Annotated in this window: 15 protein-coding genes and 2 pseudogenes; 9 read left to right on the forward strand and 8 right to left on the reverse strand. The window is 66.3% G+C overall.

Annotated features, from left to right (window positions below; all coding sequences use genetic code 11):
- Window positions 1–7: 7 nt before the first annotated feature.
- On the reverse strand, window positions 8–1,237 hold the full coding sequence (locus tag AC5ZFO_RS08950; RefSeq protein ID WP_282520579.1) for a cytochrome P450: 1,230 nt from the start codon (window positions 1,235–1,237) through the stop codon (window positions 8–10).
- A 131-nt stretch (window positions 1,238–1,368) separates the two neighbouring features.
- Here AC5ZFO_RS08950 and AC5ZFO_RS08955 point away from each other — a divergent pair, with 131 nt between their 5' ends.
- The 4 genes from AC5ZFO_RS08955 (at window position 1,369) to AC5ZFO_RS08970 (ending at window position 4,928) form a co-directional block, all read left to right on the forward strand.
- Window positions 1,369–1,980 carry a TetR/AcrR family transcriptional regulator gene (locus AC5ZFO_RS08955; RefSeq protein ID WP_282520578.1) on the forward strand — a complete coding sequence of 204 codons (612 nt, stop codon included), beginning with the start codon at window positions 1,369–1,371 and terminating at the stop codon, window positions 1,978–1,980.
- A 312-nt stretch (window positions 1,981–2,292) separates the two neighbouring features.
- On the forward strand, window positions 2,293–2,583 hold the full coding sequence (locus tag AC5ZFO_RS08960; RefSeq protein WP_282520577.1) for a hypothetical protein: 291 nt from the start codon (window positions 2,293–2,295) through the stop codon (window positions 2,581–2,583).
- A 129-nt stretch (window positions 2,584–2,712) separates the two neighbouring features.
- On the forward strand, window positions 2,713–3,918 hold the full coding sequence (locus tag AC5ZFO_RS08965; protein ID WP_282520576.1) for an NAD(P)/FAD-dependent oxidoreductase: 1,206 nt from the start codon (window positions 2,713–2,715) through the stop codon (window positions 3,916–3,918).
- Window positions 3,919–4,010: 92 nt separating this feature from the next.
- Window positions 4,011–4,928 (forward strand): MBL fold metallo-hydrolase, encoded by a 918-nt coding sequence (locus tag AC5ZFO_RS08970; RefSeq protein ID WP_282520575.1) that lies wholly within the window; start codon window positions 4,011–4,013, stop codon window positions 4,926–4,928.
- 123 nt (window positions 4,929–5,051) lie between these two features.
- On the opposite strand, the gene AC5ZFO_RS08975 is transcribed toward AC5ZFO_RS08970, so the two are convergent.
- The 3 genes and pseudogenes from AC5ZFO_RS08975 to AC5ZFO_RS08985 all read right to left on the reverse strand — a co-directional run bounded on the left by AC5ZFO_RS08975 (window position 5,052) and on the right by AC5ZFO_RS08985 (window position 11,677).
- Complete coding sequence (locus tag AC5ZFO_RS08975; RefSeq protein ID WP_282520574.1) at window positions 5,052–7,637, reverse strand: EAL domain-containing protein; 2,586 nt, start codon at window positions 7,635–7,637, stop codon at window positions 5,052–5,054.
- A 219-nt stretch (window positions 7,638–7,856) separates the two neighbouring features.
- Window positions 7,857–9,155 (reverse strand): MFS transporter, encoded by a 1,299-nt coding sequence (locus tag AC5ZFO_RS08980; protein WP_282520573.1) that lies wholly within the window; start codon window positions 9,153–9,155, stop codon window positions 7,857–7,859.
- A gap of 93 nt (window positions 9,156–9,248) precedes the next feature.
- A pseudogene (locus AC5ZFO_RS08985) lies at window positions 9,249–11,677 on the reverse strand (bifunctional diguanylate cyclase/phosphodiesterase).
- Between the two features lie 276 nt (window positions 11,678–11,953).
- On the opposite strand from AC5ZFO_RS08985, the gene AC5ZFO_RS08990 reads away from it, so the two are divergent.
- A complete protein-coding gene (locus AC5ZFO_RS08990) occupies window positions 11,954–13,120 on the forward strand; it encodes an ABC transporter substrate-binding protein (protein ID WP_496121963.1) in 1,167 nt (388 codons plus the stop codon).
- Here AC5ZFO_RS08990 and AC5ZFO_RS08995 read toward each other — a convergent pair.
- The 3 genes from AC5ZFO_RS08995 to AC5ZFO_RS09005 are packed head-to-tail and all read right to left on the reverse strand — an operon-like array spanning window position 13,117 to window position 17,014.
- The gene (locus tag AC5ZFO_RS08995; RefSeq protein WP_282520570.1) at window positions 13,117–14,094 is read right to left on the reverse strand and encodes a hydroxyacid dehydrogenase; all 978 of its coding nucleotides are present in this window, start codon (window positions 14,092–14,094) and stop codon (window positions 13,117–13,119) included. The genes AC5ZFO_RS08990 and AC5ZFO_RS08995 overlap by 4 nt on opposite strands.
- A gap of 12 nt (window positions 14,095–14,106) precedes the next feature.
- The gene (locus AC5ZFO_RS09000; protein ID WP_282520873.1) at window positions 14,107–15,960 is read right to left on the reverse strand and encodes a TRAP transporter large permease; all 1,854 of its coding nucleotides are present in this window, start codon (window positions 15,958–15,960) and stop codon (window positions 14,107–14,109) included.
- Window positions 15,961–15,982: 22 nt separating this feature from the next.
- The gene (locus tag AC5ZFO_RS09005; RefSeq protein ID WP_282520569.1) at window positions 15,983–17,014 is read right to left on the reverse strand and encodes a TRAP transporter substrate-binding protein; all 1,032 of its coding nucleotides are present in this window, start codon (window positions 17,012–17,014) and stop codon (window positions 15,983–15,985) included.
- Between the two features lie 182 nt (window positions 17,015–17,196).
- Between AC5ZFO_RS09005 and AC5ZFO_RS09010 the strand changes: the two genes are divergently transcribed.
- Window positions 17,197–17,355 carry a hypothetical protein gene (locus tag AC5ZFO_RS09010; protein WP_282520568.1) on the forward strand — a complete coding sequence of 53 codons (159 nt, stop codon included), beginning with the start codon at window positions 17,197–17,199 and terminating at the stop codon, window positions 17,353–17,355.
- Between the two features lie 2 nt (window positions 17,356–17,357).
- Here AC5ZFO_RS09010 and AC5ZFO_RS09015 read toward each other — a convergent pair whose 3' ends face one another.
- Entirely contained in the window at window positions 17,358–17,801 is a 444-nt protein-coding gene (locus AC5ZFO_RS09015) for a DoxX family protein (RefSeq protein WP_014493016.1), read from the reverse strand.
- 94 nt (window positions 17,802–17,895) lie between these two features.
- On the opposite strand from AC5ZFO_RS09015, the gene AC5ZFO_RS09020 reads away from it, so the two are divergent.
- The 3 genes and pseudogenes from AC5ZFO_RS09020 to AC5ZFO_RS09030 all read left to right on the forward strand — a co-directional run.
- Window positions 17,896–18,816: a LysR family transcriptional regulator gene (locus AC5ZFO_RS09020; protein ID WP_282520567.1), complete on the forward strand. Its 921-nt coding sequence runs from the start codon at window positions 17,896–17,898 to the stop codon at window positions 18,814–18,816.
- 129 nt (window positions 18,817–18,945) lie between these two features.
- A complete protein-coding gene (locus tag AC5ZFO_RS09025) occupies window positions 18,946–20,427 on the forward strand; it encodes a caspase family protein (protein ID WP_282520566.1) in 1,482 nt (493 codons plus the stop codon).
- Between the two features lie 211 nt (window positions 20,428–20,638).
- Window positions 20,639–21,544: pseudogene (locus AC5ZFO_RS09030) on the forward strand (SulP family inorganic anion transporter); the annotation flags it as partial.
- Window positions 21,545–21,614 lie beyond the last annotated feature (70 nt).

Consider the following 21,614-nt stretch of genomic DNA (forward strand, 5'->3'; position numbering starts at 1 on the left):
CCGGCCATCACCAGCTCGCCGGCAGGCGTTTCAGGCCGCGCAGCACGAAGGTCGGGCGCCATTCCGGGTTCTCGACGTCGTCGATGCGCAGATCCGGCAGCCGCCGCAGCAGCGTCGCGAGGGCGATTTCGGCCTCGATGCGCGCCAATTGGGCGCCCAGGCAGAAATGGATGCCGCCGCCGAACGACAGCGGCTTGACATTGGGCCTGGTGACGTCGAGCCGGTCGGGGCGATCAGGGTAGACCGCCGGATCGCGGTTGGCCGAGCCGAGCAGGCAGAGCACGGTCTCGCCCTTGGGGATGCTCTTGCCGCCGAGATCCTCGATGTCCTCCAGCGTCACGCGTCCGGTCATCTGCACCGAGGAATCGTAGCGCAAGAATTCCTCGATCGCGTTGACCATCAACTCGGGCCGCGCCTTCAGGAGCGCGAGCTGATCCGGATTGCGATGCAGCGCGAGCAGGCCGTTTCCGATCAGATTGACGGTGGTCTCGTGGCCGGCGCCGAACAGCAGGATGATGTTGGCGGTCAATTCCTCGTTGGTGAGCTTGTTGCCGTCTTCCTCGGCCTGCACCAGCTGGGTGATGAGATCGTCGCCAGGATTGCGGCGGCGCAGCTCGAACAGCTGCTGGAAATACATCTGCGCCATCATGTTGCCGGCGTTGCCCTTCGCGATCTCCTCCGGCGTGAGCGGCACGGGATCGAGCAGGCGGCCGCCATCGCGCGAGCTGTTGTAGAAGGTCTCGCGATGGTCCTCGGGGATTCCGAGCATGTCGCAGATGATGGTGACCGGCAGGCGGAAGGCGAAATCCTCGATCAGGTCCATGTGGCCGCGCTCGATCACGGCATCGATGGCCTGGTCGACGATCGCCTGGATCCGCGGCCGCATGTCCTCGACGCGGCGGGCGGTGAAGGCCTTCACGACGAGGCCGCGCAAGCGGGTGTGGTCGGGCGGATCGGATTGCAGCATCCAGTGGCTCATGCTGCGGAACACCGGCTCGTCCATGATGGCAGGGCTATAGCGGCGCTTGGAGCGCTCGACAAAGTCCTTGCCGAAGCGCTTGTCGCGCATCACGAAGCTGACGTCGGCATGGCGGCTGGCGACGAACTGGCCGAACGGCGTCACATGGATCGGCTCGACCGTGCGCAGCCGGTCGTAGTGTGGATAGGGATCGCGGATGAAGTCCGGCGACAGCGGATTGAACAGCGGTCCGCCTGCGGGTTGCACTTGCTCGTTCATGGTGACCTCAATCGGTTGCCGCATGACACGAATACGCCGGCAGCCCCCTTGCTTGCGCGGCGTAACCATCCCCAAGATTATAAACTCGATACATTATTGTATCGAGTTGCATTCTGCCCTAACCTGCGCCGATGTCAAGGGTGAGAACCAGGCCGACCAGGGACGACACGCGCGACAAACTGTTCGAGGCGGCCGCGCGCGTGTTCGAGGCGGACGGCATCGGCGGCGCCAGCATCGAGGCGATCGCGGCCGCCGCGGGCTTCACCCGCGGCGCGTTCTATTCCAACTTCAAGAGCAAGGACGAATTGATCATCGCCATGCTCGAGGATCATGTCGAGCAGTCGATCCGGCGCAACCTCGACATCCTCGCGCAGCACGACAATCTCGACGATTTCATCGCGGCGCTGAAGACGATGGATCGCAGCCGGCAAGACCCGCTCGCCCGCTCGCCCCTCCTGCACATGGAGATGATCCTGTTCGTCGCGCGCGCCGAGAAGCGCCGCCCGGAGCTTGCCAAGCGGCTACGCGCGCGGCGCAAGCTGGTCGCCGACATCGTCGAGGCCACGTTGAAGAGCAGTGGCAGGAACGACACGCTGAATCCGCCGTGGATGGCCTCCGTCGTGCTGGCGCTGGAAGACGGCTTTCGCCTGCACCGCCTGATCGATCCGGAGACGACGCCGGCCGACAGTTTTCTGCGCGCGATCACCGATTTGAGGCGCAGGACGGGACTGTCGTCGAACTAGCCTGGATCGCCGATATCAATCGCACGACCGGACCGTCATCCGGCCGGTGTTCGCTTCTCCGACAACTCGTCATCCGCCCCCATCGTGCGTTTGTGAAAACGCATGCCTGCTTGCGGCAGAATCGGACAAGGCATGGCCGCTTCGGGAAATACGCCGGGCTTCCCGCGACGCATACGAGCGAGACACCGAGCGATTGGCGCAGGCGCCTGCGTTAGCAGCAATCTCTCGACAGGGACGGCAATCGCTCTGGCGCAGTCGACGATCCGGTTGGCTAAACATCGCAACGTCACATCATGGGGACGGAGACAAACGATGGACAGGAAACGGCTTGCAATCGCGCCACGACGGAAGGCCGTCTCGACGGCGCTCATGTACGGGCTTTCGCTGACGGTGCGTTTCACCTCGCCGACGGCCGAAGAGGCGCCGCCACAAGCCGCGCAGAACGCCAAGGTCTCGACGTCGATCCTGATCAATCGGGGCTGGACCAACAAACCTGCGCTGCCGGTCGCCCTGCGCGGCTGGCCATCGGGCCCGCGAAGCTGCCGCGCAGGATGTGAAGGTCCTGCGCTGCTGTCCTCGCTGCCGAACTGCACCGCGCCGTAAGGGCCCGGCGGTCTCCGTCTCACCTCTTCGCGTCATCATCGCTCGCAAAAGGCTCTGCTCGCATCGAGCGGCGGCGATGGCGCGCGTTTCGAACCAACAAACCCAGAACCAAATCAAGGAGTGAACCACATGCGACTGCTCATCATTGGCGCCGGCTTCGCCGGCATGTACGCCGCCCTCTCCGCCGCCCGCCTGCGCGACATTCAGGGCGTCTCGCCGGAAGAGCTCGAGATCGCGCTCATCGCACCCGAGCCGACGCTGGTGGTCCGCCCTCGGCTCTATGAGCCGAAGCCGGAAACCCTGACGGCGCCGCTGCTCGATGTCCTCAAGGCGATCGACGTCGACTACATCCAGGGGAGCGCCGAGACCGTCAACACCGAGGCGCTGACGGTGCAGATCTCGACTCCCAAAGGCACCCGCAAGACCCTGTCCTACGACCGCCTGGTGATCGCCACCGGCAGCCGCCTCTTCCGACCCAACATTCCCGGCCTTGCCGAGCACGGCTTCAGCGTCGACTCGCTCGACGATGCGGTTGCCCTCGACAGGCATCTGCATGGCCTCGCCGACCGGCCGGCCGTCAATGGACGTGACACGGTCGTGGTCGCCGGCGGCGGCTTCACCGGCATCGAGGCGGCGACCGAGCTGCCCGCGCGCCTGCGCGCCATCTTCGGCCAAAACGCCAGGACGCGCGTCATCATCGTCGAGCGCAACGGCGTGATCGCTCCCGACATGGGCGAAGGCTCCCGCCCGGTCATCGAGCAAGCGCTTCGCAAGCTCGGTGTGGAGACAAGGCTCGGCGCCGGCGTTGCCTCGCTCGACAAGTCCGGCGTGACGCTGTCGACAGGCGAACACATCGAAACCGAAACGGTGATCTGGGCAGCCGGCATTCGCGCCGCGCCCCTGACAGCGCAGATTCCCGCCGAGCGCGACAATTTCGGCCGGCTGCTGGTGGACCGCGATCTGCGCGTGCCCGGCATCGCCGGCGTCTTCGCCACCGGTGATGCCGCGCGGGCCGCATGTGACGACGCGGGCAATTACGCGCTGATGTCGTGCCAGCACGCCACGCGGATGGGCGCGTTTGCCGGCAACAATGCGGCCGCCGAACTCCTGCGCGTCCCGACCAGGCCGTATCACCAGAAGGCCTACGTCACCTGCCTCGATCTCGGCGAAGCCGGCGCGCTGTTCACGCGCGGCTGGGAGCGCAAGGTCGAGATGGTCGGCGACGTCGCCAAGAAGACCAAGCAGGAGATCAACACGGTCTGGATCTATCCGCCCCGTGCCGAGCGTGCCGCAGCGCTCGCCTCGGCCGATCCGGAACGTGTGACGAGCCTCTAGAGGCACGAAACGATGACGGCCGCACCTCCCTGGCTGCGCGGCCTGCTCAACCAAGACCAGCCGGGAGCCCTACCTTGAAACAGGAGACCAACATGAACCTGCACAACACCTCATACCCCGCGACATCGAAGCCGGAAGAGCTCGTTCCATCGCGCTACGCGCTGAAGGTCGGCGAGATCGACGTGCTGGTGGTCAGCGACGGCGTGCTGCCGTTGCCGACCACGATGCTGGCGCACAATGCCGACCCGGCCGTCCGGGCGACCTGGCTGCACGACATGTTCCTGCCGCAGGACGCTTTCGACTGGGCGTTGAATGCGGTCGTGGTCCGCAGCGGCGACAAGACCATCCTGATCGACGCCGGACTGGGGTCAGACCCGGATCTGCACTTGCCGCGCGCCGGCCAGTTGATCAAGCGACTGGAGGCCGCCGGCATCGATCTTTCGACCGTGACCGATCTGGTGCTGACCCACTTGCACATGGACCACATTGGCGGACTGCTCGTCGACGGGGTGAAGCAGCGGCTGCGTAAAGACCTGCGGATCCACGTGGCGGCCGCCGAGGTCAAATTCTGGGAGGCGCCCGATTTCTCCCACACCGCCATGCCGCCGGGCTTCCCGGACGCGCTTCGGGCGACCGCCAAGCGGTTCGTCAAGGAGTACGGCAGTCAGCTGCGGCAGTTCGATGAGCAGCACGAGGTTGCGCCGGGCGTCGTCGTTCGTCGCACCGGCGGTCACACCCCCGGACACAGCGTGGTTCGCGTGGCGTCCGGCGGGGACGGGCTGACGTTCGCCGGCGACGCCGTGTTTGCCGTCGGGTTCGATCAACCCGACTGGCACAACGGTTTCGAACACGACCCCGAGGAGGCGGCGCGCGTTCGGGTCCGTCTGTTGCGAGAGATTGCCGCGAGCGGCGAGATGCTGGTGGCCACCCACATGCCGTTCCCGTCCGTCGGCCATGTCGCGGTCGCCGGCGACGCCTTTCGCTGGGTGCCGGTGTTCTGGGACTACTGACGGCTTGTTGCGTTGAGGCCCAACCAGGGCGCGTGCTCTTGGCGTAACGAGTTCGCGCCCTGGTTTCCACACTGCCGTCGAGCCAGCCGCATGAGACCACGAGCGAGCCGGCGACAGAGGCAACTACGCCGACCGCTTTACCGCGTGGCGACCGGCCGGCGCGATGTCGAGGCGGCCCAGCATCGCCCTCGCCTGCTCGGCGCAATGCTCGATCAGCCAGCGCTCGAACGCGACCGGCGGCAGCGCGGGCGCGTAGAGGAAGCCCTGCACGACGTCGCAGCCGAGCTCGGCCAGCGTCTTGCGCTGGCCTTCGGTCTCGACGCCTTCGGCGACGACGGTCATGCCGAGGCCCTGTCCGACGCGCACCACGGCGGTGGCAACCGCGAGCGCGCCCGCATCTCTCTCGATGTCGCGCATGAAACTGCGGTCGATCTTCAACTCGCGGATCGGCAGATGCGCGAGCCGGCTGAGGCTGGAATAGCCGGTGCCGAAATCGTCCACGGAGAGCCCGACGCCGAGCTCGCGGATCGCGTTCATCGTCTCCAGCGCGGCTACGCTGTCCCGCATGAACGTGCCCTCGGTGATCTCGAGCATCAGCGCGTCCGGCGGCAGATCGTATTCGGCGAGGATGTCCTTGAGCCGCGCCGCCAGCGTGACGTTGCGGAAATTGATCGGCGACAGGTTCACTGACACGCTGGGAATGTTGAGCCCGGCGCGGCGCCAGTCCGCCATCTGCCGGCAGGCCTCACGCACCGACCACAGGCCGATCTGCTCGATCAGGCCGCACTCCTCGGCGAGCGGGATGAACTTCGCCGGCGAGACGTCGCCGAGCACGGCATCATGCCAGCGCGCCAATGCCTCGACGCCGTGGACGGCACCGTCGCAACTGCGGATCTGCGGCTGGTAGCTGAGGGTCAGCGCGCCCTCGGCGATGGCGCGGCGCAGCGCTGCGATCAGCGCCAGGCGCTGCTCGGTGAGCCCGTTCATTTCGGCGCTGAAGATGCGATGGGTGGAGCGGCCGGCCTGCTTGGCCATGTACATGGCCGCATCCGCCTGCTGCATCAAGGTGTCGATGTCGGTCGCATGGTCGGGATAGAGGCTGATGCCGATGCTCGCCGACATCTGCAGCTGCCTGGAGCCAAGCCGCAGCGGCGCAGCGAGCGCCTCGGTGACCCCGGCCGCGACGCGCTGGGCGCTCTCGGCGTTGCGCTGCGGCAGCAGGATGACGAACTCGTCGCCGCCGAGCCGTCCCAGCATGTCCTCAGGGCCAATCTGCTCGCGCAGGCGCTGCGCGAGCTGGATCAGCAGCTCATCGCCGGCGGCGTGCCCGAACGTGTCGTTGACGTCCTTGAAATGATCGACGTCGAGGAAGGCCAGCGCGACGTGGCTGCCGGTCGGGCAGGCATCGATGGCCGTGGTGATCAGGTGCCGCAGCTGCGCACGGTTCGGCAGCCCGGTGAGAATGTCGTGATAGGCGAGCCGCGCGATCTCGGCCCGCGCTTCCTTGCGCTCGATCGCGAAGGCGCCGAGGTTGACGCAGGCCTCGACGATGCGCCGGTGCCAATTGCTCGGCGCGCGCGGTTCGCGATAGTAAAAGGCGAAGGTCGCGATGACGCGGCCGTCCTTGGCCTTGACCGGGGTCGACCAGCACGCGCGCAGGCCGATCGCGAGCGGCATGGCCTTATAGGGCTGCCAGCGCGGATCGGTCTCCAGATCGGTTGCCAGCACCGGTTCACCGTAGAAGGCCGCGGTGCCGCAGGATCCGACATTCGGACCGATCGCGATGCCGTCCAGCGCACGCGAATAGTCCTCGGGCAGGCTGGGGCCGCCGAGCGGATGGACGAGGCCTGCGGCATCGACGTGGAGCAGCGAGCAAACCACGTCAGGCGCGATCTCTTCGACCCTTCGGCACAGCCTGTCGGCGATATCGGTGATCGGAACCTCGTCGGCCAGCGCACTCATGATGAGCTGCTGGAGCGAGCGCAGCTGCCTGGTCTCGGTGATGTCCTCGAGCAGCGCGAAGATGTGCCTGGCCCTGCCCTTCTTGTCGCGGAAGACGTCGATACGGGCGCAGACCCAGATCTCCTCGCCGTCCTTGTTGTAGACCAGCGTCTCGATTTCGCCGCGGCGGCCGCCGCTCATCAGGCGCTTGACCAGCTTCGCGACGGCCTTCCGATCGGTGTGGCGGCCGGCGATCAGCGCGCCGGCGCGGCGGCCCTCGGCCTCCTCGCTGGTGTAGCCAAACAGCGTCGCGAAGGTGGAATTGACGTAGACGATGTTCTGCTCCGTGTCGGTGATGAGCACCGCGCGGTTGGTCTGGTCGGAGACAGCGTGGAGGAGCCCGATTCTGACGCGGCGCTCGGCCTCCGCGGTGACGTCACGCGCGAACACGACGTGATGGGTGACGCCGCCACTCGTGAAGGATGAAAGCGAGATGGCCGCCCGGATCCGGGTGCCGTCGCGCCGCACGAGGCTGATCTCGTCGCGGAACGCCGCGACCGGATCGGCCTGAAGGCATTTGAGCGTGAGAAGTTCGGCGTCGCGGCCGAGCGCCTCGGCGCGCGCGAATTTCCAGATCCGCTCTGCGCCGGCATTGAAATGCATGATGCGACGCGCGCCGTCGACGATGACGATACCGCCGTCGGCGCATTCGAGCGCAGCCAACAGCACGTCCGGAATTTCTGTCATGGGACAATCGGCGGCAGACATAGTTGGACCCGGAGGCATCGGCAAGATGCGGCAAGCAGGGCCGAGGCTAGCGCCGCGATGGTGTCCAGAACGTTTTTGCGACCGGGTTGCGTCCGGCCAGGACACGACATGCTTAACGGCTCGCGAAAGATGCGAAGGCAATCCGATGCGTTCGGAACCTGGACTCTCGTTTTGACGCGTTTTCTTTACGCGAACCGGTATCCACTTCGCTCGAAAACGCTAGTTCGCACTTGTGGCCTTGAGCTTGTGCAGCCGGCCGGCCACCGCCCGCACCTTGCGGGGAGCGGCCTGCCAGACCGCGAGCGCCGACAGTCCGCTCACGACCATGGCGATGGCGAAGGCGAGCGTGTAGTCGCCGGTGCGATCATAGAGGAAACCAGTGAGCCAGGGACCCGCCGCGCCGCCGGCCAGGGCCGCCAGCATGATCGTTCCAAAAATACTGCCCTGGTGCCTGCCCTGGAAGATCTCGAACACCACCGCGCCCATGATCGACGTGAGGCCGTAGCCGAGCGCGCCTTGCGCGAACACCATGACATAGACCAGCCACAGCGACGGCTGGAATTTCAGCGCCATCAGCGCCGCGAAGCAGATCGCGAAGCCCGCACAGCTGATCGCCCATACCCATTCCCGTCCGATCCGGTCGGAGACGTGGCCGAGCAGGATCTGGCCGGGAATGCCGAGCAGGCTGACGATGCCGAGCGCCCACACCGCGACACCGGAGCTGAAGCCGATGTCGAGCAGGAATTTGGTCTGGTGCACCTGCACCGCGTACCAGATGTACAAGCCGCAGAAATAGCCGAGCGCGATCCACCAGAAGCGCGCGGTCGCAACCGCCCGCTTGAGCGTCCAGTCGGTGCCGACCCAGACGGGATCGACGATGTTGGAGACCGGTGTCGCCGCGCCCGCCGCCGGCGTGGCATCGCCGTCCGGCTGAAGGCCGATGTCTTCGGGCCGCTTGTGCAGGAACAGATTAATCGGCGCCAGCACGACGAGGATGAGCAGCCCCATCGCGGTACAGGCGGTGCGCCAGCCGGTTTCTTCGATCATGTGCTGCACCCAGGGCAGCAGCGTCACCGAGCCGATGCCGACGCCGGCAAAGGCAATCCCGATGGCGAAGCCGCGCTTGCGGATGAACCAGTTCGGCAGGAACAGCGACTGGCCGGAATAGCCGAGACACACCGAGCCGGCACCGACCATGACGCCGATGGTCACATAGAGATGCCAGGGCGCACTGGTGAGTGGCGCGAGCAGCAGCCCGCCGCCCATCAGCACGACGCCGAGCTCCATCACCGCGCGCGGGCCGGCGCGATCCATCAGGCGGCCGATCAGTGGGCTGACGATGCCCGACACGACGAAGCCGAAGGAGAACGCGCCGGCCGTGACGCCGCGTTCCCAGCCGAATTCGGAGATGATGGGAGGAAAGAACAGCGAAAACGCGGTGCGCGCGTTGACGCCGATCGCCATGGTCACGAAGGTCACCGCGACCACGACCCAGCCGTAGAAGAACGGAAGCCGCATGTTGTGCTTATTTCATCCCTAGATGGTGCTACCGACCATCCAGGGCCGTCCGGGTCAAGCGATTTTCGCGAAATGCCCCTTTGCGCGGGGCGCTCAGGCCGCGTTGCGCTGCGAAGGCTGAGCGATCTCGTCGAACTCGATCTGGTCGACCGGCTGCGGGCGTCCGAACAGATAACCTTGCGCAAAATTGACGCCGAGCGCCGTCAGCCGCTCGAACTCTTCGCGTGTCTCGACGCCTTCGGCGGTAACTGACATATCGAGTCCGCGTGCGAGCGTCACGATCGAGGCGATGATCGCGGAGCTGCGCGGCTGATGCGTGAGGTTGCGGATGAAGGACTTGTCGATCTTGATCTTGTCGAACGGGAACGTGGTCAGATAGCTCAGCGAGGAATAGCCGGTGCCGAAATCGTCGAGCGCCAGCTCGATGCCGATGTGCTTCAGCCGCTCCATGAAGGCAAGGTTCTCGACGCCGCGTTCCAGCAGCACGGATTCGGTGATCTCGATCTCCAGCCGCTGCGGCGCCAGGCCGGAATCTGCCAGCGCCGCGCAGATCGTCTCGAACAGCTCGGCTTCCTTGAACTGGATCGGCGACAGATTCACCGCAACCATGAGATCGCATGGCCAGGCCGCGGCGTCCGCACAGCGCGCCGCAGCACGAGTTCGCCGAGCGGCACGATCAGCCCGGTTTCCTCGGCAAGCGCGATGAACTGGTCCGGCGGGATCAGGCCGCGGCTCGGATGCCGCCAGCGCACCAGCGCCTCGAAGCCGCGACGGCCACCGCTGGCGACGTCCATAAAGGGCTGATAGTGCACCTCCAGCTGGCACTGCGCGATGGCATCGCGCAAATCGCCTTCCAGCGTATTGCGAGCCTCGAGCTCGGCCGACATCGCCTCGTCGTAGATGGTGAAGCAATTGCGGCCGGCCGATTTCGAGCGGTAGAGCGCGAGGTCCGCCTTCTTCAGCAGCTGCTCCTGATCGCTGCCGTGGTCCGGTGCGATCGCGATGCCGATGCTGGTGCCGATCTCGACGCGATGGCCGGGCAGCAGGAACGGTTCGGCGACCAGCTTCGTGATCCGCGCGGCGAGCTCGGTCGCGCACGCCCGCTGATCGTCGCAAGCCTCCTGGATGATAGCGAACTCGTCGCCGCCGAGCCGCGCCAGCACGTCGGTGGCGCGCAAGGCAGATCTCAGCCTTAGCGCCACCTGGCGCAGCAGCACATCGCCCGCACCGTGGCCGAGCGAGTCGTTGACGTTCTTGAAGCGGTCGAGATCGAGCATCAGGATCGCGAACGGCAGGCCCCGCACGCTCAACTGGCTGTTCATCAGGTCGAGCCGGGTCAGGAAGAAGGCGCGGTTCGGCAGCCCGGTCAGGATGTCGGTCTGGGCGAGCTCCAGCACCTGCCGGTTCGCCAGCGACAGCCGCCGCGAGTTGCGGCTTGCGAGCATGAGATAGGTTGCGAGCGACAGCGTCAGCAGCATGCCGACGACGATGACGGCAACCGCGCGGTCGTAGGCCGTCTCCAGCGAACCGCCGGCCGTCGGCATGGCGCGCACCTGCCAGTCGGTATCCCCGATCTTGAGGCTGCCCGACCAGTGCAGCGCCCGGGCGACGTCCCGCATCGATTGCGGCGACGTGGCGGCCGACGAATAGTCCGGCAAGGTTTGTTCCAGGCTGACGATCTGCCCCGTGAAGGGCGGATAGACGTTCACGCTGACCGCGGGGCTTGCTCCCGTGGTCACGCGAATGGACTGGATCAGCAGCGGCAGGTCGAAGACGCCGACGACGAAGCCCGCCAGATTGCGGCGCCGGTCCACCACCGCCTCGCGCGAGGTTCCCTTGGCGTAGACGGGAATGGCAACGAGCACGTCGGGCTGCCGGCCGCCCTCCTTCGGCTCGTAGAGGCGCGTGCGAATGGCGGCGACGCGATCGTTGTCGCGCGCGCGCTCGAGGATTGCGCGGCGCTCCGGAACGGTCGCGTAATCCATGCCGTAGACCGGCGACGTCTTCGGCTGGGTCGAGTAGAACACCGGGAAATATTCATCGGCCTGCGGCGCGGTCGCGAAGGTCTCGCCCTGGAGCGACTTGATGCGATAGCCGGACACGCCGTCCGTGATCGCGGCAGCCTCGTATTCGGCGCGCTCCTTGCGGTTGACGCGCGGCAGCCAGGCGATGCGCAGCATGCCGGGATGACGCTCGAACAGCCGGGAGCTGAAGGTCTCGAATTCGCTGCGGGTGATTTCCTCGTTGGTCGATTCGAACAGCGTACGCAGCGCGACGAGCCTGGAAATGTACTCGCTCATGCCGTTCTGCATGACGATGGCTTCGGTTTCGGCGGCGTTCTCGAACTCGATCCTGTTGACGCGGTCTTCCCATCGCGCCACGGCGGCGGCGCCGACGAGCGAGAACAGAAGACCGACGCCGACTGCGACGAGCGCAGGGCGATAGAGTCCGAGCAGCGGCGCGGCGCGCCACCATCCGGTCCTACGTTCCCGATCCTGATGGTTCTGACCCCGACCGCCCATCTTGATTCCGCAAGTCCCCCTCGGCGCGGCAACCCACTTCTGGTTGAGCTGCCGGAACCGCTATCGGACAAGGATCGGGGTTAAGAACCGCACAATTTCGCAACCGGGTCGTCGCAGATTGCGCGGCTTAGTTAACGATTGGCCTGCAAGCAGCGAGCAATTTGCCGCTTTTCCCCGGAGTCTTACGGAGCACCGTTACGTCAGGGGTTAGCGAGCTGTTCAGGGCGACCGGACTATCGTTTCCGGCAGGTATTCCCTTATCCGGCAAGCATCCTCATGACACGATCGCGATCAGCGGCCTGCGTCGCATTGGCCGTCGCGCTACTCGCCGCGGCCATTCCTGCAGCGAAAGGCGACGAGGTCGGCGTCAGCGACGACGCGATCCTGTTCGGCCAGGCCGCCGCGCTCGAAGGCCCCTCCTCGGCGCTCGGACAGCGGATGCGGCAAGGCATCGTCGCGGCATTCACCGAGATCAACGAAAAGGGCGGCGTCCACGGCCGCAGGCTCCAGCTCATCAGCCGCGACGACGGCTACGATCCCGACCGCTCGGTGGCGCAAACGCTGCGGCTGATCGAGGACGACAAGGTGTTCGCGCTGATCGGCGCGGTGGGCACGCCGACCGCGATGGCGACGATACCAATCACCAGTAGCAGGAACATTCCCTTCTTCGGTCCGTTCAGCGGCGCCGAATTCCTGCGCGATCTCGAGCTTGCGAACGTCGTCAACATCCGCGCGAGCTATGGCGCTGAGGCGGAGGCCTGGGTCAAGCACCTCACCGAGGATCGCCACTTCACCCGCATCGGCATCTTCTACCAGGACGATTCCTTCGGACGCGACGGTCTCGCCGGCGTGAAGCGCGCGCTCGCCAGGCGCGGCCTCGAGCTCGCCGCCGAAGGCACCTTCGAGCGCAACACCCGCGCGGTCGGCTCGGCCTGGCGCATGATCAAGCGCGCCGAGCCCGAGGCCATCGTCATGGTCGGGACCTACGGCCCCTGCGCGGAGTTCATCAAGCTCGCACATCGCAGCGGCTTCCGTCCGACCTTCGTCAACATTTCCTTCGTCGGCGCCAATGCGCTCGCCCGAGAGCTCGGCCCCGACGGCGAAGGCGTCATCGTCTCGCAGGTCGTGCCGTTTCCCTGGGATCGCTCGCAACAGCTCGTCGCCGATTACCAGGCGGCGCAGCAGGCGTTCGACCCGACGCTGACACCGGACTTCGTGTCGCTCGAAGGCTACCTCTCCGGCCGCCTCGCGGCCGCGGCGCTGGAACAGGCCGGGCCGCAGCCGACCCGCGCGAGCCTCCTGCGCGCCATCAACGACGTCGGCCGCTTCGACATCAGCGGCAGCATCGTCACCGTCGGCGCGCGCATGACCGACGCGCCGCCGAAGGTGTTCTTGACCGTGATCCAGAAGGACGGGACGTTCAGGGCGGTGGATCGGCTTTAGGGCCGCCGCGTCCAGCGGTCGGCGTTCACTGCGCCTTGCGGGACCTCGCCTTTGACGATCGCCTCGACCTGCCGCACCGTTTCCAGCGACTGGTATTCGATCGCCTGTGGTGTCAGCCCGCCGACATGTGGCGTGGCGATAACGTTGGGAAGCCTCGCCAGCTCCGGGCTCGGCATCTGGTCGGGCGCGCGGCCGACGTCCATCGCCGCGGCGGCAATGCGGTTCTCGCGCAGCGCGCGCGCCAGCGCGGCCTCGTCGACGAGATTGCCGCGCGAGAGATTGATGAACACGGCATGCTTCTGCATGCGCGCCAGCGCCGCCTCGCCGATCAGATTCTCGGTCTGCTCGTTGGCGATCGCGAGGCAGACGACGTAGTCGGAGGCCCCAAGAAGCTCGTCGAGACTGACCTGCCGGATCGCGCTGTCGCTGACATCCGCGAAGGGATCGGAGACCAGCACCTCCATGCGCATCACCTTGGCGATTTCGGCGAGATAGCGCCCGATGCTGCCATAGCCGATGATGCCGATCTTGCTGCCGGCGAGCTGGCGGCCCATCCGCGCCTCGACCTTGCGGCCGGCCTGGTAGTCCGCCGTCGCCCGCGACACGCCGCGGGAGAGATCGACCATGAAACCGAGCGCGAGCTCGGCCACCGCCTGCACGAAGCCGGGCCCGGCGCGGGTCACGAGCACGCCGGCTTGCGAGGCCGCATCGACATTGACGTTGCGGATGTCAACGGCGCAGCGGACGAAGGCGCGCAGGCGCGGCAGTTGCGCGAAGATCTCGCCGCGTCCTTCGGTCATGCGATCGGCGACGATGATGTCGGCATCTTTCGCCGCACGCACGAGGGTAACCGCGTCCAGCGTATCGTCGCTCTCGTGCAGGATCACCTCGGCGGCTGCGCGCAGGCCGTTCAGGCTGCGGTCGCCGTAGTAATTGCGACGCATCTCCGGCGTGTGAGCCAGCAACACTTTCACGACAAGACTCCTTCAGTAGCCGAATGCCCGCGGCAGCGCAGTCGAGAGCCATGGCACGAAGGCGATGACGAGCAGGCAGAGGAACAACAGCCCGAGATAGCCCATGATCGGCTTCACCGTCTGCTCGATCGGCACATTGCCGATCAGGCAGGCGCCGTAGAGTCCGAGCCCGAGCGGCGGTGCGAACAGGCCGATGCCCATCGCGATCACCAGCACGACGCCGAAATGCAGGGGATCGACGCCGAGCTGCACGGCGACCGGCAGCAGCAGCGGCCCGAAGATGATCAGCGCGGCCGCGCCTTCCAGCACCGAGCCCATCACGATCAGCACGGCGATCGCGAGCAGGATGAACAGCCAGACGCCTGAGGTCTTGGACAATCCAAGCATGAAATCACCGACCGCATGCGGCACCTGCTGCAAGGTCAGCGTGAACGCCAGCGACTGCGCCGCTGCGACGATGAACAGCACGAGCCCCGCGCGCGTCGCAGCCTGGACAAAACTGTGCGCGGCCGATTTGAAGCCGAGCTCGCGGAACACGAGACTGCCGACGACGAGCGCATACGCCACGGCGAAAGCGGAGATCTCGGTGGCTGTGGCAAAGCCGCTCTTGAAGCCGAAGAAGATCATGAAGATCAGGCCGAACGAGGCGATCGCACCGCTCCACAAGCCCGACACCGGCATCTGCGGCGCGACGTCCTCGGTATCCGCCGGCCGCTTGCCGAAGATGATGGAGACCGCGATCAGGACCAGCGCCATCAGCGCCGCCGGCAAGAGGCCCGCGACGAACAGGCCGCCGATCGACAGGTTCGCGACGAAACCCAGGATGATCAGGTTGATGCAGGGCGGAATGGTTTCCGCCATCACCGCGGACGCGGCAAGCAGCGCCACCGCGCCGCCCGGGTTCTGCTTCGAGCGTCGGGCCGCCGGGATCAGCACTGAGCCGACCGCGGCGACGTCCGCCATCTTCGAGCCCGAGATGCCGGAGAACAGCACCATCGAGGCCACCATCACGACGTTCAGGCCGCCGCGCATGCGGCCGACACCGCGCTGTAGCAGCTCGATCAGCCGCACCGACATGCCGTTGGCTTCCATGAGGTAGCCGACGAGGATGAAGAAGGGAATCGCGAGCAGCACGAAATTGTCGATGCCGCGCGCCATCTGCTGGGCGAAGATGACGCCGGGCAGCGCGCCCTCGACCCAGATGAAGATCAGCGCGGCCAGCGCCAGCGCGAACCCGATCGGCAAGCCACCGAACAGGGTTGCGAAGAAGCCGATCAGCATCAGCGTACCCGCCGACGGCACGGTGGACGGCGACAGATAATCCCAGGCGAGATAGAGGCCGCTGACGATGACGACCGCAACGAGGCCCCTGACGATGTCAGGCAGCGGCCGCGCGCAGAGCTGGTCGATCGCGAACACCGTCATGAACAGCGCGCCGACGCCCATCGGATAGAAGGTCAGCTCCAGCGGCAGGCCCGAGCCGGTGGTCTGGCCTGAAGTCAATGAGCCCAGCTTGATCGCGTTGTAGGCGACATAGCCGGAGATCAACACGACCAGAAGCGCGCTCGCGGCATCCACCAGCGCGCGCAGCCGCACCGGCAGTAGATCGCGGAAGAAGGACACGCCGACATTCTCGCCGCGCGCGAGCGCGCTCGCCGCGCCGAAGAAGGCCGAGCCGACCATCAGTCCGCGCGCGACGTCGTCGGACCATTCGACCGGCGCATTGAAGCAGAAGCGCAGCAGCACCGACGCGCAGACGACCACGAGATCGGCGGCCAGGAGGATGGCCGCAATCGCGTCGCTGAGGCGGAGCAGCAGCGAGATGCTCCCGTGACGGCCGCCCGAGAGAGGCACGGCGGCTGTCATCGCCATCTCAGACTTGGTCATCTCAAGCTTGCGTCGCGCGGATGATGTCGATGACGGCCTTGGACTCCGGCCGCGCCTTGATGAAGTTCTCGTGCTGCGGGGCGACGCGCTTCTTGAAGGCTTCGCGGTCGCATTCGGCCACCGTCACGCCCTTCTCCGTCAAGGCCGTCAGCGCCTCCTTCTCGACCGCGAGCCCGTGGGCGCGGGTGTCAACCGCGGCCTTCTTGGCGGCATCGAGGAAGCCCTCGCGCAGCTTCGGATCCATGCGGTTGTAGGTCACGTCGCTGAAGTAGATCGCGAGCGGCGAGAAATTGTGCTGCGTCAGCGCATAGAATTTTGCCGTTTCGAAGAACTTGCTGGCCAGGATCGTCGGCGGATCGTGCTCCAGCCCATCGAGCACGCCGGCCTGCAGCGCCGTGTAGATTTCGCCAAATGCCAGCGGCGTCGCGGCGGCGCCCATCAGGCGCAGGCATTCCGTGATCACCGGATTCGGCAGCGTCCTGATCTTGAGGCCGGCGAGATCCTCCGGCGTCTTCACCGGCTTCTTCGCGAGCACGCTGCGTGAGCCGAAATTATAGGCCCAGGCGATGATGCGGATGTTGCCGCCCTTGAGCAGCGCGTCCTCGATCGGCTTGGCGGCGCCGGAATCGAACGCCTTGGTCTGCTGCGGGAAGCTCGAGAACAGAAAGCCGAGGTCGAAGGTGCCGACCAACGGCACCAGGTTGGCCGAGATCGACGAGCCCGACACCATGAGGTCGATGACGCCGAGCTTCACCGAATTGATGACGTCGATCTCCTGCCCGAGCTGGTTGTCAGGGAAGAAGGCGACCTCGACCTGCTCGCCGAGCCCGTTGCCCTTCAGGTTCTTGACCAGGTTGTCATAGTAGACGCGGCCATTGGCGTATTTCGGATCGTTCGGCAGCGAGGAGGAGCATTTCAGCTTCAGCGTCGCCGCTTCGGCGCGACCGATGATGGCAGGAGAGAGAACGAGGCCGGCGGTGACCGCCGTCGACGACTTGATGAACGTGCGACGGCTCACGGGCACGATGGTCATGGCGCGGTCTCTCCCCGAATATTCTTGTTGACGGCCGAGATCGCTGCCACGGCCTGTTGCGCGGACTGTATGGCCAAAGCGACGGAGCAGGCAAGGGTTGCGGCCGGGGGAGCCGCGACGGCACAAGCAGCAGGCGCACCGGCAGAGACCGAGCGGGACGCCTGTGTTTATGGGTGTTTTCGATGATGCCGCGCGGCAGCGACAAGACCCGCCATGCAAGATTGGCGTGGATCGATCCAATTCAGGTATGGATCAATGCCGAACGCAGATTGATCGGTGCGAAGCAGAACAAGCCGCGGGATCGTGATCCCGCGGCTCTCAGATTTAAGCAGATGCCGTGATGTCAGCGCGAATGTGCGCCGCTCAACTGCCCGCTCGCCGCCTCGACATCGCGCGAGGGCCGCAGCGCATAGGCGCCGTCGCCGAGCAGCGCCTGCGCCGCCAGTGCGATCGCCCAGAACGCGGGGTATTCCCAGCCGCCCTTCGGATTGGTGAAGAAGAAACCGGCAGCGCCGTGCACCGTGAAGATCGCGCCGAGCAGGATCGGAATGCCCGCGAGCGCCGCATAGCGGGTCCAGACGCCGAGGATCAGCGCGACGCCGCTCAGCACCTCAACCGTCATGATGAGATAAGCGAGCTCAGGCGGGAAGCCGAGGCTGCCGAAGAATTTTGCGGTGCCGGCGGGCGTGAACACGAACAGCTTCAGGCCTGCATGGGCCAGAAAGAGCGCGCCCAGGGTCACGCGCAGCACCAGCGCGGCGTAGGGGGCGGTACGGGAATCGATCATGGCGGTCTCCTTTGCGCCGCAAACTGATCTATTCTCATTCCGATGATAATCCGCTATTCTGGAAATATACTTCACACCAATAGAGTGAGATTGTTTGCTCGACCGCCTGACCAGCCTTGAGGTCTTCGCCAAGGTCGCCGCGACCGGCAGCCTCTCCGGCGCGGCCCGGGCCATGAGCCTGTCGCAGACCATGGTGACCAAGCACGTTGCGTCGTTGGAGGCGCGGCTCGGCACAAAACTGTTTCACCGGACCACGCGGCGGCTCTCCATCACCGAGGCCGGACGGAGCTATCTTGAATCCTCCGAGCGCATCCTCGCCGACATGGAGGCCGCCGATGCCGCGGTGGCGCGCGAACGCGTCGAGCCGCGCGGCCTGCTGCGTGTCAACGTGCCCGTCGTGTTCGGCAACAGGCAGATTGCGCCCCTGATTGCGGAGTTCTCCGCACGCTATCCCGAGGTCACGGTCGAACTCGGCCTCAACGACCGCCTCGTCGATCTCGCCGAGGAAGGCTGGGACCTCGCGATCCGCATCGGCAAGCTGCGCGAATCCAGCATGGTGGCGCGGCGGCTCGCGCCGAACCGCCTCGTGGTCTGCGCCGCGCCGTCCTATCTGGCGAAACACGGCACGCCACGCAGCGTTGCCGACCTCGCTACTCATAATTGCCTCGGTTACACGCTTGCGCAGCAGGCGAGCGCGGCGGAATGGCTGTTCGGCGCGGATGGCGAGATTCGCGTCCAGGTCAGTGGCACCCTGCGTGCCAACAATGGCGATGCACTGCGCGCGGCGACGCTGGCAGGCCTTGGCCTGTCGCGGCAGCCCACCTTCATCATCGCCGACGATTTGCGAGCCGGCTCGCTCGTTGCTCTTCCGCTCGACCAGCCGGAGATCCAGACCTCGGCGGTGCACGCGGTCTATCTGCCCGACCGCCGGCCGCCGGCCAAGGTGCGCGCCTTCATCGATTTTCTTGCCGCGCGCTTCGCGCCGGACCCGCCCTGGGACCGCGAACTGTTCTGACCGCGCGCTAGCCCGGCAGACTCCTGCCCGATTTTGTCGCACCGCTGCGTGAGCCAGCGCACAGACAGACGCGTGGCGGCGACCTAGAAAGGTGACATCATCGTGCGCATTGCCGATGGAGGTGACACCATGCGCCGTCCAGTCCTTCGCAATTTGTTTCTTGCATCCAGCCTCGTCGCGCTCGCGCAATTGATGACGCCGACCGACGCCGACGCCGAGGCGCGGCTCGCACTCGTGATCGGTCAATCCGCCTATCGCACCGTGCCGGAGCTGCCCAACGCCGCCAACGACGCCAGGGGCATGACGGAGCTGCTCGGCAATGCCGGCTTCACCGTCACCACGGCGGCCAATTTGGCGCAGAACGAGATGCGCGCTGCGATCTCCGATTTCGCCGGCAAGGTCAGCGCCAGCGGCGCCGACACCGTCGCTCTGGTGTTCTATGCCGGCCACGGCCTCCAGATCGACGGCGAGAACTATCTGGTGCCGGTCGATCTCGATCCCAAGCGCGAGGCCGACATTCCGCTCCAGGGCGTGCGGCTGAACGATCTGCTCAACACGCTCGGTGCGCTGCCGACGCGCGCACGCATCTTCATGCTCGACGCCTGCCGCAACAATCCGTTCCCGGCGCTCAGCGGCGCCGGCCACGGGCTTGCAATCGTCGACACCAAGGCCGGCGCGCCCGGCTCCTTCATCTCCTACTCGACCTCGCCCGGCGCCGAAGCCGAGGACGGCTCCGGCATCGACAGCCCCTACACCACGGCCGCGCTGACCGTCGCCAAGCAGCCGAACCTGCCGATCGAGGAAGTGTTCAAGCGCATCCGCATCGCCGTGGCGCAATCGACCGACGGGCGGCAGATCCCGTGGGAAAGCTCGTCGCTGACGACCGACTTCAAGTTCTTCGGCGGCGAGAGCAGCGGCGGACAGCCTGCTCTCCCGGGCGCATCCGCCATGGCACTCGCCAGCGGCACGCGCAGCGTCGCGGACTGGCGCAAGGATTTGCAGGGCAAGGAGCCGAAGGCTGCCTATGAGCTGGTGATCGCCGACGACACCGTCGAGGCGTATCAGGCCTATATCGAGCTCTACGCACAGGCCTCCTACACGCCGCGTCTGCGCACGATCCTGGAGCGCCGGCGTCAGATGCTGGCCTGGGAGCGGGCCACCGCAATCAACACCCGCGCTTCGTTCGAGGCTTATCTGGCGAATTGGGACAACAGCGACCTCGCCGCAACTGCGCGCCGGCTGCTGCTTCGCGTGCAGAACCGCAACTATGCCTTGCCCGTCGCGGCCGCAGCGGCCCCTGCTCCGGTCGCGGTCGCAATGGCCCCGACCTGCCCGTGCTCGGCGCCGGCAACGCCGGTCAATCCGGCGGTGGCGCCGGTCATCAAGAAACGCGTCGACGACACCCCGCCGAAGCGAAAGGTGGTCGAGACGCCGCCAAAGCCGCGCCGGCCGCCGCCCGACGAAGTGGTCTACGAGCGCGCGCCGCCCCCAGGCCCGCCACCTGAAGCCGTGGGCGTCGGAATTGGTGTCGGGATTGGTCTCGGCATGGGCATGGGCGGTCGTGGCGGAGGCGGCTACGGACGCGGCGACTACAACCGCGGCAGGTACTGAGACTGCTCGCGCAATGCGGAGGACAAATGTGCCCTCCGTCATTGCGAGGAGCCCTTGCGACGAAGCAATCCAGACTCCCTCCGTGGTGGGATTCTGGATTGCTTCGCTTCGCTCGCAATGACGACGGAGAGGCTGACCATCAACGACTCTGCCCCCTTCCCGAAAATGCTGTAGTCTGATCGCCGCCAGCCTTTCCGGGGATTCCACATCGATGCCGCACGACGCGTCCACCAAGAACTCATGGCCGCTGTTCCGGTCACTCGCGTCCTATTCCCTGCCCGGCGACCTCATGGCGGGCCTGACGCTGGCGGCGATTGCGATCCCCGAGCAGATGGCGACGGCACGGCTCGGCGGTTTTGCGCCGCAGATCGGCTTCTTCGCGTTCATGGCGGGCTCGCTCGGTTTCGCGCTGCTCGGCGGCAACCGCTTCCTGTCCTGCGGCGCGGATTCCACGATCACGCCGATCTTCGCCGGCGGACTTGCCGCGCTCGCGGCCACCGGCTCGCCAGAGTATCAGGGGTTGGCAATCGCACTGGCGCTGATGGTCGGCGCGATGATGCTGGCCGGCGGCGCCTTCCGCCTCGGCGGCATCGCCAATCTGTTGTCGGTGCCGGTGACGGTCGGCTTCCTCGCCGGCATCTCCGTCCACATCATCGTCTCGCAACTGCCGGGCGTGCTCGGGCTCCAGTCACCAAGCGGGCCGACACTCGACCGCATCGGCGTGCTCGCGACCGAACTCGGCCGCACCAACCCCTTCACGCTCTGCATCGGGCTCGGTGTGCTCGCCGTGGTCTTCATCGCCGAGAGGATCAGCCCGAAAATTCCGGGTGCGCTGATCGGGCTCGTGGCCGCTACATTGGCCGTGATCGGGCTCGGCCTCGAAAGCAAGGGCGTCAGCGTCGTCGGCGCTGTGCCGGGCGCGCTGCCGCGACCGACCTTGCCTGACCTTGCGCCGGAGCTGTGGGTGCGCCTGGTGCCGCTCGCCTTCGTCATCACCGTCGTCGTGATGGTGCAGACCGCCGCGACGACGCGGTCGTTCCCGTCCGATCCCGACAAGCCCGCCGACGTCGATCGCGATTTCCTCGGCGCGGGCGCCGGCAGCGTGCTGTCCGGCCTCACATGATGGTTCCTCTGTCAATGGCTTTCTGCCAACGGCGATCCGAGGTGAGCTCTCTTGCTGCAGGGCT

It is taken from the genome of Bradyrhizobium sp. Unk1 (assembly GCF_059512345.1).